The organism is Sorangium sp. So ce321, from assembly GCF_051530195.1.
Classification (GTDB): domain Bacteria; phylum Myxococcota_A; class Polyangia; order Polyangiales; family Polyangiaceae; genus Sorangium.
In genome coordinates this window covers 9,488,900-9,502,406 of the sequence record NZ_CP150329.1, presented here as the reverse complement: position 1 = coordinate 9,502,406, position 13,507 = coordinate 9,488,900, and the positions used below count along the sequence as shown (strand labels likewise).

The following is a 13,507-nucleotide window of genomic DNA, read 5'->3' as shown; positions in this document are numbered from 1 at the left end:
GCGCTCGTAAGCGTCGCGCGGCGCCTCGCGCGCGCTGCCGCGGCGGCGGCGGCGGTGCTACGCAGTCCCCGTCCGTCGCGCCGGGATCGCCGCGGCGCGCGAGCGAGGGACCATGTCGAGCTACAGCTTCAACGATCCGGAGATCGCCGCCGTGTACCGCGCCATCCACGAGCGGCGCGACATGCGCCACTTCCTTCCGGATCCGGTGGACGCCGACACGCTCGCCAGGCTGCTCGCGGCCGCCCACGCGGCGCCGAGCGTGGGCATGATGCAGCCGTGGCGGTTCGTGCGGATCACGGCGCCGGAGCTCCGGCGCGAGATCCACGCGCTCGTCGAGGCGGAGCGCCTGGCCACGGCGCGCGCGCTCGGCGAGCGCGAGGACGAGTTCATGCGCCTCAAGGTCGAGGGCATCCGGGAGTGCGGCGAGCTGCTCGTCGTCGGCCTGATGGCAGGGCGGGAAGCGCACGTGTTCGGCCGCCGCACGCTGCCTGAGATGGACGTCGCCTCGGTGGCCGCGGCCATCCAGAACCTGTGGCTCGCCGCGCGCGCGGAGGGGCTCGGCGTGGGGTGGGTGTCGCTCTTCGACCCGGACGGCCTCGCCGCGCTGCTCGGCATGCCGAAGGGCAGCAGGCCGCTCGCCCTCCTGTGCGTCGGTCACGTGGCGGAGTTCTACGAACGGCCGATGCTCGAGGCGTGCGGCTGGGCGGCGCGCCGCCCGCTGTCGGAGCTCGTCGCCGAGAACGCCTGGCCCGAGGACGCGGCCAGCGACCGCGGCGCGTGACGGCGGCGCGCCCGCGGCCGCACGCTCGGGGGCCGTGGCGCGCCGCTCCGCGGGGCTAGAGGTCCCTCGCGCACCGGGCTCCGATGTTGTTCACGCGGTCGATGGGCCCGCTGTAGTCGCGGTTGGCCGCGCGCACGTCCGCCGCCGGCGCGCGGTAGCTCCCGCCGCGGGTCACCCGCGGCGCGTCGCGCTCGCCGTCCGCGCGATCCACGCAGTCGATGCACGGCGTGAAGAGCTCGTCGCTCCACCAGTCCATCACCCACTCCCACACGTTCCCGGCCAGGTCCGCGTGACCCCACCGCCCGTCGCCGCTCGGCTTCGAGCCGACCGGCAGGATGTCGCTCAGCGCGCAGCTGCCCGCGGCGCTCCCATCGCCGGTGCAGCCGTACGCGGCGCGAGCGACGTCGATGTCCGCTCCCCACGGGTACTTCCGGTGCTCGTCGCCCCCGGCAGCCGCGTAGTTCCACTCCGCCTCGGAGGGCAGCCGGCCGCCGTCCCACGCGCAGAAGGCGAACGCCTCGAACCAGGTGATGCAGTTGATCGGCAGCTCCTCGTTCGTCCCGGGCTCGTCGGTCCATGTCCAGAGGTTGTCGCCATTGCACTTCAGCGCCGATCTCAGCGACGCGGTGTCCGGCTCGAGCTGCCGGTTCCACCCCGCGATCCACCCGCTGCCGTCGACGTGCGGGTGCCGGCCGACCCCGATCGCGGGCGGGCTCGCCTGCACGCCCTGCCCGGCGTTCACGAAGGCGCGGAATCGACCCACCGTGATCTCGTACCGATCCAGCCGGAAATCGCTGACGGCCGCGGGGAACGCGTCGTCCGCGCTCGACTCGCCATCGTAGCTCCTCAGGTACGTGCCGCAGGGGACCATCGTGTTGCCACAACAGCTCTCGCCGGCTGCGCCGCCGCAGCTGTCGTCGGCGCCCGCTCCGCGGTCAGCGCAGCTCGGCGGCATGTCCCTCACCGGCGCGGAGCCGCAGGTGTGCGGGCAACCAGGCGCCGCGCACATGCCGCAATCCATCCTGTCGTCGCACGCCACGCAGGCCCCGGATCCGTCGCACTCGGCGCCGTCGCCCTCTCCGCAGGGCGTCCGCGCCGGCCGCGGCCGCTCCGCGCACGCGCCGTCGACGCACACCGCCTCGACGCAGGCGCCCTGCGCCGGCGGGCACTGCGTGGCCGGGTCGACGCAGGCACCGCCGCCGCTGCCGCTGGTGACGCTGCCGCCGGTGTGGCTGCTGGTCTGGCTGCCGCTGCCGCTGCCGCTGCCGGAGCCGCTTCCGCCGCTCCCGGCGCCCTGGTCACCGGAGAAGTCGCGGACCCTCGGGCTGCAACCCGACACGAGCGAGAGGGACACGAGAAGCGCCAACTGTCTCATGTACTTCATCATACGTCACCGGGCGCGTCGCGTCGCCGCGCCCGGTGACGTACCGGCCCGGGGCGCGGCGACGAGCGCGGGCCTCACGGCGGCCAGGACGGCCGCCGTGGCAGAGGCGTCGCGATCGCCTCCGGATCGCGAGCTCCGGTGTGTCGTTCAGAGGGGACGCTGACTCGATGTCGGCTCACGACCGCACGACCGCACGTCCGCGCTCACGCTACGAGCGCCGCGCAGCGCTGTCGTCGGCGCGCCGGCTCGGCTCGATCTGGTTGACGTCGCGGACAGCGCCGTTGGCGGCGCTCGTGGCCATGAGCGCATAGGCGCGCAGGGCAGGGGAGACCTTGCGGTCGCGGTTCGGCCTGAACGCGTCGGCGCCCCGCGCCTCGGCCGCGCGGCGGCGCTGCTCGAGCTCCGCGTCGCTGACGACGACCTCGATGGTCCGGGCGGGGATGTCGATCCGGATGCGGTCGCCCTCCTCGACGAGCGCGATCGTCCCGCCCTCGGCCGCCTCGGGCGAGGCATGGCCGATGCTCAGGCCCGAGGTCCCGCCGCTGAACCGGCCGTCGGTGATGAGCGCGCACGCCTTGCCGAGGCCCTTCCCCTTCAGGAACGACGTCGGATAGAGCATCTCCTGCATGCCAGGGCCGCCCTTCGGCCCCTCGTAGACGATGACGACCACGTCGCCCGAGCGGACCTGGTCGTTCCAGATCGCGTCGCACGCCGCCTCCTGCGAGTGGAACACGCGCGCAGGCCCCTCGAACTTCCAGATCTCGGGGTCGACGCCCGCGGTCTTCACGATGCAGCCGTCCGCCGCGATGTTGCCGTAGAGCACGGCGAGGCCGCCCTCGCGGCTGTGCGCGTGGGCGACGTCGCGAATACAGCCCTTCTCGGCGTCGTCGTCGGTGTCCGCGAAGTACTTGTCCTGCGAGAACGCGACCGTGGTCGGCACGCCGCCCGGCGCGGCGAGCGAGCGCCTCTTCGCGGCGGCCGTCGCCGTGGGGCGGCGGATGTCGTTCGCGTCGATGGCCTCGCCCAGCGTGCGCGTGTGGACCGTGCCCGCCTCCCGGTGGATGAGCCCCGCGCGGTCGAGCTCCCCGAGGATCGTCAGCACGCCGCCCGCGCGGTGCACGTCCTCGACGTGGTAGTGCGACGACGGGGCGACCTTGCAGATGTTGGGCACCTTGCGCGACATGCGGTCGATGTCCGACATCTTGAAGTCGACCTGCGCCTCGCGGGCGGTCGCCAGGAGGTGGAGCACCGTGTTCGTCGAGCCGCCCATCGCGATGTCGAGCGCCATCGCGTTCTCGAACGCCTCGAACGTCGCGATGCTCCGCGGCAGCACCGAGTCGTCCCCCTCGACGTAGTGCTTCTGCGCGAGCGCGACGATGCGCTTCGCCGCCGCCTCGAAGAGATCCCAGCGCGCCGCGTGCGTCGCGAGCAGCGTCCCGTTGCCGGGCAGCGCCAGCCCGAGCGCCTCGTTGAGGCAGTTCATGCTGTTGGCCGTGAACATGCCCGAGCACGAGCCGCAGGTCGGGCACGCCGACCGCTCCATCGCGGCGAGATCCGCGTCCGTCACCTTGCTGTCGCTGGCGGCGATCATCGGATCGATGAGGTCGAGCTTCCGGATGAGCGGCTTGCCGTCGCGGTCGTGCGTCCCGACGATCTTGCCCGCCTCCATCGGACCGCCGGAGACGAAGACGGTCGGGACGTTGAGCCGCATGGCCGCGAGCAGCATGCCGGGCGTGATCTTGTCGCAGTTCGAGATGCACAGGAGCGCGTCGGCGCAGTGCGCGTTCACCATGTACTCGACGCTGTCGGCGATGAGCTCCCGGCTCGGCAGCGAGTACAGCATGCCGGCGTGGCCCATCGCGATCCCGTCGTCGATGGCGATGGTGTTGAACTCGACGCCCCACCCGCCCGCGGCGTCGATGACCTTCTTCGCCCGCTGCCCCACGTCGTGGAGGTGGACGTGCCCCGGGACGAACTGGGTGAAGCTGTTCGCAATGGCGATGATCGGCTTCTCGAAGTCGGCGTCCTTCATGCCGGTGGCGCGCCACAGCGCGCGCGCCCCTGCCATGTTGCGCCCCTGGGTGGATGTACGACTGCGGTATCCGGCCATGCCCGGAACCTACTCCGTTCCAGTCGTCGCGCCTAGCCGACAGGCGAGGCCGGCGTCAGGGTACGACCTCGACCCACGCGGACACCGGCGCGACGTGCGCGACGCTCGCAGAGCTCGGATCGACCCGCGAGAGGCTCGCGCCGTACGCGCCGACGCGGCGGTTCCTCCCGAAGGTGATCGCCGGGCCAGGGCCGGGATCGAAGGCTCTCAGCCCCTCGAGCGCCGCGATGAGGCCGGGGCGGGTGAGGTGGGCGCCCGCGCGCTTGAGCGCCTCGACGAGGACGCTGGCCGCGGCGTAGGCGCTCGCCTGGAAGGCGGTGTGCCTGGCGGGGATGCGGTGGCGCTCGAGGAACGAGGAGAGCGAGAGCAGGCCGAGCCGCTCCGCCTCGTCGAAGGGGCCCGGGTGGAGGAGCAGGAGCCGCGCGGCGCCGGCGAGCCGGAGCGACCCGGGGTCCTGCGGCATCAGGGAAGCGGGCGCGTAGACGGCGGGGCGCGGGCCGGGCGGGCCGGCGGAGGAGCGCGACGCCGCGAGCCAGCGCGAGAGCTCGTCGCCCTCGCCGGCGAGCAGGACGGCCCGCGGCCGCAGGCGCGCCGCGGCGGCGGACGCGGCGGCGGCGTCGAAGCGGCCCGGCTCGAAGGAGAACGAGACCGGGGCGGGGAGGCCGCGCCGCAGCGCCTCGGCGCGCGCGCCGCGGAGGAAGCCGTCGCCGCGCGGGTCCGCGGGGTGGATCACGAGCAGGGCCTCCGCGCCGGCGGGGGCGGGGGCGCCGGCGAGGTGCGCGACAGCGACGCGCGCGAGCGTGTCGAGGCCGGGCTGGAGATGGAACACGACGCCATCGCCCGGATCCGCGGCCGGAGGCCCGGACCCGAGGGGGCCGATGAGCGGCACCTCGTCGGCCGCGAGGCGCGCCGCCGCGTCGCCGCCGCCGTCGCCGCTCCAGACGGTGCCGACCAGCGCGAAGACGCGCTGATCCAGGAGGCGCGAGGTCGCGCGCGCCCCGTCGACGGACTCGCCGCTGTCGGCCACGACGAGCTCGAGACGCCGGCGGAACACGCCGCCCTGCGCGTTCACCTCGGCGAACGACGCGGCGAGCACGTCGCGCGCGGCGGCGCCCGCCGCGGCGAAGCGACCGCTGAGCGGGAGCGCGGCGCCGAGCCGGAGCGCCTCCGGCGAGACGCCCGGATCGCCGTCGCGACCGACGCAGCGCAGGTAGGCGACAAGGTCGGCGAGCTGCGCGCCGTCGAGCCGGTAGCGCGGCATGACGGGGTGGAGCTCCCGCGCCGCCGGCGTCCTGCCCTCGCGGACGGCCGTCGCGAGCGTCTCCGCGGTGTAGGGGCCGTCCGGGCGATCGGTCGAGAAGAGCTGCTCGGGGGTGAGCGGCGGCGCGGCGACGCCGCCCTCCGCCGTGCCGTCGCCGCTGCGGCCGTGACAGCCGGCGCAGGCCGCCGCCTTGCCGCGCAGCGCGGCGCCGCCCTCGCCGAGGCGCCCCTCGACCGGCTCCCCCGAGGCGAGGGCCCCATGGTGGAAGATGCGCCTGCCGCGCAGCGCCGCGGGGCTGAGCTCGGCGCACGCCGTCGGCCCGGCGCACGGCGCGGCCCCGGCGCACGCCGCCGGCGCGACGGGCGCGGGCGCGTCGCCGAGGGACGCGGCGCCCCTCAGGGCGGCGGCGAGGACGAGCGCCGAGCCCAGCCCGGCGGCGAGCGCGCCGTGGGCGCGCGCCCCCCGCGCCTTCGTCACGGATCGACCCATCTCGACCTCACGGCGCGTCGTTGATGTGGTCCACGAGGTGCACGATCGTCTCGGGGCGCTCGGTGGCGGTCGTCTTCAGCCACATGCCGGTCTTCGTGTCGCCGATGAGCAGCGTCGAGGTGTGCTCCTCGGGCTTCTTCGTGAGCCCGCCGAGGCGCCCGAGGACCTTCTCCACGTTCTGCGGGGTCCCGGTCAGGAAGCGCCAGCCGTCGCCCGCGTTGAACTTCGCGGCGAACTGCTTGAGCACCTTCGGCGTGTCGTTCACCGGGTCGACCGTGATGGTGAGGATCGCGATCTCCTTGCCAGCGCGCTTGCCGAGGAGGGCCTGCACGCGCGCGAGGTTCGCCGTCATCGTCGGGCACGCGCCCTTGCACGAGGTGAAGACGAAATGGATGAGGACCTTCCGGCCGCGCAGGAGGTCGGTGTAGAAGCGGCGCGGGCGCCCGTCCTGATCGATGAGCTCCGTGTCGGTGAAGTACGCCGCCGCCGCGTCGGCGTCGGCGGGCGGGCCGCTGACCTGAGCGCCCGTTCGAGGCGGCGCGGGCTCGCCCGCCGGGCTCGCGGTCGGCAGCGCGAGCGCGAGCGCCGCCGCGAGGAGCGGTGCGCCGCGCCTCATTGCCCACCTCCCGCGTCCGGCGCGGCGACGGGCGGACTGACATGGAGGTCGACGGAAGGCAGCGCGCCGAGCGGGGCATTGCGCGACTCGGCCTCCAGCAAGAGGCGGTACTGGCCGGGCTCGGGGGGCGTGAACGTCACCGAGAAGGCGCCGTCCGGCTCGGCGCGCGGCAGCACTGTGTCTCGGAAGCCGACCGGGAATCGGAAGATCATCACCTTCATCTCCTTTGCTTCGAGGGGAGGCGCCGAGGCCTTTGGCGTCGCGCGGAAGCGCAGCGTCGCCGGCTTCGAGACCTCGAGATCGACGCTGGCGTCGAAGAGCGGCTCGACGGTGAGCCCGGGCGAGCGGTCCTCCACCGGCACGGCCGAGGGCGCGACCGTCGCCTCGAGGCAGGCGGCGACGCGGCGACCGCGGATCAGGAGCTCGACGTCGTGCGCGCCCTCGTCGCCGAGCTGGACCGTCGCGGCGTACACGCCGGGCTGCACCTCCTTCAGCGAGCGATCCTCGATGAGCGCCGCCCGGGGCTCTCGTCCGTAGTTCGAGAGGGTGCCCAGCGGCGCCATCATGCCCTCGACGTAGTAGTAAAGGACCTTGTCGGCCGGGCTCGCGACGATGGCGCCGTTGCCCTCGGGCACGACGGCGAACGGCGCGGCGCTCCCGGCGCCCTTCGCGGCCCGGGGCGCCTGCTGGCCGACCTGGACCTCGACGACCGCGGGCTTGCCGGGCCGCTCCAGCGAGGGCAGCTCGACGAGAGAGACCCTGTTGTCGCCGAGGTTCCTCACGTAGGCGTACGTCTTCGTGAAGGTGATCGCGTCGGGGCCCGCGAACCCGGCGAGCGTGTGCGCGACCGCGCCCACCGAGGCGTCGAGGATCGACACCTCGCCCTTCGCGGGGTTCAGCGCGAAGGCGAAGCGGCCCCCTGGAGCGAACTGGACCGCGCTGACACCGGCCTTCACCGCGGCGCGGCTGGAGACGGCGCGGCGCTCGGCGTCGATGATGACGACCTCGCCCCGTGCCTCGTTCGCGACGTAAACGGCGCTCGCGGCGTCGCTCGCCGCGACGGCGGCGGCCCCCTCGCCCACCTCGAGCTCCGCGACGGGCTCGAGCGTGCCGGTGTCCACGGCGGTGACGGTGCTGGCGCCGCGGCTCGTGATCCAGGCGGTGCGCCCGCCGCCCGAGAACGCGAACTCGTGGTGACCGGGGCCGGCGCGCAGCGTCTTCAGCACGCTCGCCGCGCGCGCGTCGACGACGCTGACCGTCCCGTCTCCGTCGTTGCCGACCCACACGGTCCGCCCGTCGGGCGCGACAGCGACGCGCATCGGCTCGGCGCCGACGGGCACGTTGGCCGCCACCAGGCTGCGCCGCGTGTCGACGATGGCGAGGCCGCGCCCGCTCTGGAGCGTCACGTAGAGGCGATCGCCGTCCGGGTGGAGCGCGAGCGATGTGGAGCCCGCCGCGAGGGTGACGATGCTGCGCAGCTTGCTCCGGGTGAACGCGATCTGCGGGTTGATCACCGACAGCGTGTTGTCCTGGTTCTGCGTCCACAGGAGGTAAGCGTTCATGTCCACGTCCGGGTGGACGGCGATGAGCCCGGCCATGAAGCTCCTGATCTTCTCCTGGCATCCGGCGTCGTCCGGCGGCGCGCCCGCGCGCCTCGACATCCACGCGAGCGGCCCGAGGTCGCGCGCGGGCGCGCCCGTGGCGGCGTCGGTGATCGTGAAGACCGCCGTCGCGTCGGAGCGCGCCTCCGGGCGGTCTCCGGCGCCGCGGAGCGGCCGGAGCTCGAAGGCGATCGACAGCCCTCCTCGCTCGACCCGGCTCACGACTGCGCTTCGCTCGCCCTCGCCGGCGGGCGCGGCGGGCGCGGCGGGCGCGGCGGCCCCGGCGGCGTCGGGGGGTGGGGGAGGCGGCTCGCGCCGGCCGCAGGCGGGCGCGGCGGCGGCGCCGAGCAGGCCTGCGACGAGCGAGAGCCGGCGCGTGACGAGGATCGGCGTCACGGCGCCACCCGGAAGATGCCCCACTCTCCGTCCGAGAGCATGTAGGTCATCTGCTCGAGGTAGAGCCGGTCGCCGGGGACGGCGAACTTCCCGCCCGCCGGGAAGAACGGGACGATATTGCGGTGGGTCATGGGGCCGAAGGGCTGCTCGACGGCGATGTTCAGCGTCTCTCTGTTCTCGCCGATGCGCCGGGAGCGCTCCCCCTCGGCAAAGGGGTTGTGGGGCCACTCCGTGTTCCAGAGGCCGAAGGCGTGCTGGCGGTGGTGCCCGGACGGCTGCACGAGGCGCACGCGCACCTTCTGGCTGACGCCGGCGGTGAAGATCGGCGTCGCCGGGTCGCCGTGGACGTCGGAGCTGAAGATGTCGCTCAGATCCCGATCGTTCAGCACGTCGCTCGCGAGCTCGGGCCTGATCCCGAGCCGCGCCCAGAACGGCTCGGTGCGGTAGTTGAAGGCCTTGTGGCCCGACTCCTCCGCGTCGTCCTCGCCGTCCTGGTTCCGGATGGCCGTACCGCAGTTGAGCTCCCGATCGAGGCACTGGAACTTCCGCTTGCCCGAGTGCATGCCGACCTCGTCCTGGTAGACGACCACGAACTCCTTGAACGAGCGCGTGTACCCATACACGTCCGTGAAGGTGACCTCCGCCTGCGCCTGGGTGCCCGGCTCGGCACGCCAGGTCGCGCCCTGGGGCTCGACGATGAGCGCGCCGACGGCGCCGTGCATGCCGTGGTTGACGACATCGGCCATGTCCCTGAGGTTGATGGCGCCGTACTCGACGGCGCGGGGCTCGACCGGTCCCCTCCTGCCGTCCTTCTGGGAGAACTCGCCGGCATACCAGGTGTACTCGCGCGACTCGCCCGGCGCGACGGTCTGCGGCTCGTTGAGCCCGACGTTGGCGCCGTCGTCGGTCCTGACGTCGTAAGCGACGAGCTGCGGGTGGAGCGAGACGTGGTTCGACGGCCGCACCTGGTTCGTGTTGAACCCGTCGATGATCGGCGGGCTGTAGTTCCAGTGCGGCGTCTTTGGCAGCTCGCGGGGAAGGTCGTTGACGAGCGTGACCTGGATGCAGTCGCCCGCGGCGGCGCGGAGGATGAGCGGCTCCGGGGCGCGGCGCCCCGCGCGCAGGTCGTGGAGATCCTCCGCGCGGACGAACAGCAGGCCGTCTGGATCGTAGAGGTCGAACTCCCTGTTGTAGGTGAGGCGGCCGCCCGGCAGGTTGCCCTTCGCGGTGATCGCGTGGACGGTGTACCGGGTCACCGGCGCGCTCGCCGGGCACGTCTGGAAGCCTCGCTCCTCGTGCGGTATCCAGCCAGGGGACGGAGCCAGCGGCAGCAGGCCCGGGGCGCCCCGCGGCCGGATCCTGAGCAGGCCCCAGAGGCCATCCCAGAGGTCGTCCGTGGGCGCGCTATGATAGATGTAGTCGCCGACGCCCACCTCGCCGAGCGCGGCGACCGGGGGCGCGAGCTCGAACTCGAAGTGCTCGGAGATGCCGATCGGCTGAGCGTTCGAGTAGCCGCTGTCCGGGTCGTCGACCTCGTTGAGCCACCGCTGGCCGTTGATCGAGAAGACGTGCTGTTCCTCCTGCGCGCCCTGGACGAGTCGCACCCGGATGTGGTCCCCCTCGTTGGCGAGGAGCACGGGCGTGAACGGATCGCGGTGGACCCTTGAGCTGAACACGTTGTGCATCTCGCCCTCCTCGCCGGGCTTCTGCGTCACGCGCCGTCTCCTGCAGTCGCGCTCGGCGATGCGCACCGGGATGGGCTCCTGGCGGTAGTTCATGAGCTGGCTGCCAGGGTCGCGCGACGAGATCACCTCCGGGGCGGAGCGCCGGGGGTGATCGATCGCGAGCGGGAGCGGCGCCTCCTGGGCGGTCGGCGGGTTCACCGGCCGCTCGCACTCGTCGTACAGCAGGGCGAAGTCGGCGAGCGCGAGGTCGAACTCGCGGAACGGCGGGTGCACCGAGCCGCGCGGCGGGAGGATGTCGGCGCGGAAGCTCGTGGGTCCGCCGTCATCGCGCGCGCCGAACACGACGCCGTTCTCGGGATCGCGCCACACCGAGCCGCGCGGCTCGATGATGAGGGCGAGGTAGAGGCCGTGCTGCTGGTGCGAGGAGGGGCCGAAATGGTCGTGGGAGAAGGCGGTGTTGAGGGTGCGGTCCACGTTCTGCTGGTTCACGATCGGATCGGCCCACCAGCGCTGCACCGTCGTCTGCAGGCCGACCACCTCGCTGCCGAGCACGTGGCGGCCGATGCGCGGGTGTCGCTCCGCCTCCAGCCCGACCCGGCCGCCGCGCTCGCGGACCGTGCCGTCAGCGGCCAGGGCGCCGCCGAGGGCGTTGGCGGCGTCGATGCGCTGCACGACCTCCGCGGCGGCGAAGGTACCATCCTCGTAGTTGAAGCCGTTCGCCGCGCCGTCCGAGGAGGTGACGTCGAACTTCACCAGATGGATGTGCTGACCGACGATGTCGGTCGGCGTGAAGATCTGGAAGTCGTCCCGCTCCAGCGCGTCGGGCATGACGTTCGTCGCCTCGGAGACGACGCACTCGCCCGAGTTGGCGCGGATGAACAGCGGCTCCGGAGGCTTCTCGCCCCGCAGGGTCGGCTTGATGTCGTCCTCGAGCACCATGAGGCGCATCTGCGGGTCATGCCAGCCGCGCCGGTTGACCACGCCGTCGATCTGGACGAAGGCGCTGCGGTACCTGCGCTCCGGTGTCCGCGGCGGGCAGGGGTTCGTGAAGGGCGCGCCCGGCGCCGGCGGCTGGCCGTTGACGGCGAACTGCGCCGGCTCGCCCTCCGGCGTGAACGCCGGATAGGCGCGGGTGGGGAACCCGTGTGTCATGAACGATCTCGCGCCCGGGAACCGGCCGGCGTGGAAGTCCTGTGCGGCCAGCTCGGCGGGCGTCCCTTCCTGGGGCAGCAGCTTGAGGTTGGCGGCCAGGAGCTCGACATCGAACCTGCCGCGCTCGCCGAGCCGCGCGCCGCCCGGCGGCACGCTCGTGACGACGTGGCGCGGGAGCCCGCCGTCGACCACGAGATCGAGCGGCGGCTGAGGAGGCCTGTGACCTTCCCTGGCAGCGATGTAGAAGGGATATCCCGGCATCGCCTTCCGCACCTCTCTCCGGCCGCCCGGCAGCTCGACGAGGGTGGGCGCGTAGGTCGGCACGGGCGCCATCGCGAGCTCCGGTATCGGCACGACCGCGGGCGTGGGCGTGCCGTCCTCGATCTCTCCGTCCGGGAGTCGCCGATCGCGCGTGCCCGCCTCGAAGACATCATGGGTGCGGAGGAGCCCCCACATCCCCTGCGCGAAGTGCGGATACAGGTGGCAGTGGAATATCGCATCCCCGGCGGTCAGCGCGCGGCTGCCCGCCCTGCTGATGTTGTAGGTATACGCCCCGCCCGGGCCGATGCTCTGGGAGTCCCGGGTGAAGCCGTTCTCGTTGTTCGGCACCTGCAGCCACTGGTGCGCGTGAAGGTGGAAGACGTGCGTCTCCCTCGGTCCCGCGTGGAGGTTCCGGACCCAGACGGGGTCGCCGAGGTACGCGTGCTGGACGTTCGAGGGGTCGTCGGGGAAGAGCGCCCGTAGCGCCTTGCCGTGCCTGTCGCGCTCGACGATCATGGCCGGATCGCCGTTGGTCCACGAGCTCAGGAAGAACTCCTCGAACTTGCACTCGACGCACTCCTTGCTGGGGCCGAGCCGCGCCCGGTTGGCGAGGAGGATGGCGCCGAACCCGGAGGCTCCGTAGTTGATGGCGAAGCCGTCGCGCACGCCCTGGAACGCCTCGTCCACCTCGAGCTCGCGGAACGCCTGGACGGCGTTGATCTCGTCGTGGAACAGCGCCGTGATCTCGCGGAAGCGGCCCGTGGCCAGCGGGGGCCGGCCCTCGAGCTGGCTCTCTTCGTAGCCGGCGATGATCGCGTCGAGGTCGCCGTGGACGATCTCGTCGCGGTCGTTGATCATCCTGAGGATCGGCTCGCCGCGCGCGTCGCGCGCCTCGTAGTTGATCCGGGGGGTGCCGTCGGGGTTCCGCCGGGGCAGCGAGGCGGCCTCGAGCTCCTCGGCCGTGACCTGCGAGCGGTATGCGACCGCGCCCGGCGGCTCGACGTGGATCGCGCCGAACAGCCCCTGGACGATCTGCCCGCCGTCTCCCTGGCCGCCGGCCATCGCGCCGGCGCTGTGCATCAGGAACGGCCCCTCCCGGTCGGCGAAGAGCTCGTAGACGCGCGTCTCGCCGGGCTCGGCGAGCGAGTCAGGGCTCCGCCCGACGTTGCCGCCCAGCGCCTCGATGTTCTTGATCTGGAGCCCGGTGACGTGCACGGACGCGCTCCTCGTCTTCGGGGAGTCGTCAGGACGCCTGTCGGCCGGTCTGAGCAGGTTGGTGAACCGGATGCGCAGGTTGTCTCCGACGTTGACGCGCAGCACGAGCGGTCTCGGTCGCTTGCCGTCGCGCAGCCTGGCGTTGCCCGGGCCGAGCGGCTCGCGCGGCCGGATGGGCACGACGTCCCTCCGGAGCGCGTAGATCATGCCCGCCGGGTTGAAGGACCCGAAACGGTTGTAGACGTAGACCTGGTCGAGCGCGACGACGTCCGCGTACACGGTCCTGCCGCTCGCCGGCGTCCCGGTCTCCCTGAGCCCGGCGGAGCTCTCCTCGATACCCTCCTCGGTCTGCGGGGCGTCCTGGTCGGCGCAGCCCGCGAGCCCCAGCACCACCGCAGCCCAGCGCATCGCTCCGAACAGTCTGTTCGTTTTCAACACGCGTACTCTCCTGGCATGCATACACCGGTGCGCGCCTCGCCCTGGACATCGCGCGCTCCCCGCGCGTCTCCACGAGGTGGCTGGTTTGGGCCGTCGCCGACGCATCGGCGCAGCCGCC

7 protein-coding genes are annotated in these 13,507 nt (G+C 73.1%); 1 reads left to right on the top strand and 6 read right to left on the bottom strand.

Annotated elements, in window-relative coordinates; genetic code table 11:
• The first annotated feature begins 112 nt into the window (after positions 1-112).
• Complete coding sequence (gene bluB / locus WME89_RS35000) at positions 113-781, top strand: 5,6-dimethylbenzimidazole synthase (RefSeq protein ID WP_437660996.1); 669 nt, start codon at positions 113-115, stop codon at positions 779-781.
• A gap of 55 nt (positions 782-836) precedes the next feature.
• Here bluB and WME89_RS34995 read toward each other — a convergent pair whose 3' ends face one another.
• The 6 genes from WME89_RS34995 to WME89_RS34970 all read right to left on the bottom strand — a co-directional run bounded on the left by WME89_RS34995 (position 837) and on the right by WME89_RS34970 (position 13,389).
• Positions 837-2,156 carry a formylglycine-generating enzyme family protein gene (locus WME89_RS34995; protein WP_438003982.1) on the bottom strand — a complete coding sequence of 440 codons (1,320 nt, stop codon included), beginning with the start codon at positions 2,154-2,156 and terminating at the stop codon, positions 837-839.
• Between the two features lie 217 nt (positions 2,157-2,373).
• Entirely contained in the window at positions 2,374-4,275 is a 1,902-nt protein-coding gene (gene ilvD / locus WME89_RS34990; protein WP_438003981.1) for a dihydroxy-acid dehydratase, read from the bottom strand.
• A 55-nt stretch (positions 4,276-4,330) separates the two neighbouring features.
• On the bottom strand, positions 4,331-6,013 hold the full coding sequence (locus WME89_RS34985; RefSeq protein ID WP_438003980.1) for a cytochrome c/ABC transporter substrate-binding protein: 1,683 nt from the start codon (positions 6,011-6,013) through the stop codon (positions 4,331-4,333).
• Between the two features lie 19 nt (positions 6,014-6,032).
• On the bottom strand, positions 6,033-6,641 hold the full coding sequence (locus WME89_RS34980; protein ID WP_438003979.1) for an SCO family protein: 609 nt from the start codon (positions 6,639-6,641) through the stop codon (positions 6,033-6,035).
• The gene (locus WME89_RS34975; protein WP_438003978.1) at positions 6,638-8,638 is read right to left on the bottom strand and encodes a YncE family protein; all 2,001 of its coding nucleotides are present in this window, start codon (positions 8,636-8,638) and stop codon (positions 6,638-6,640) included. Before WME89_RS34975 ends, WME89_RS34980 begins: the two co-directional genes overlap by 4 nt.
• Positions 8,635-13,389, bottom strand: coding sequence for a multicopper oxidase domain-containing protein (locus WME89_RS34970; protein WP_438003977.1), 4,755 nt, complete (start codon positions 13,387-13,389; stop codon positions 8,635-8,637). Before WME89_RS34970 ends, WME89_RS34975 begins: the two co-directional genes overlap by 4 nt.
• Between the last annotated feature and the right edge of the window lie 118 nt (positions 13,390-13,507).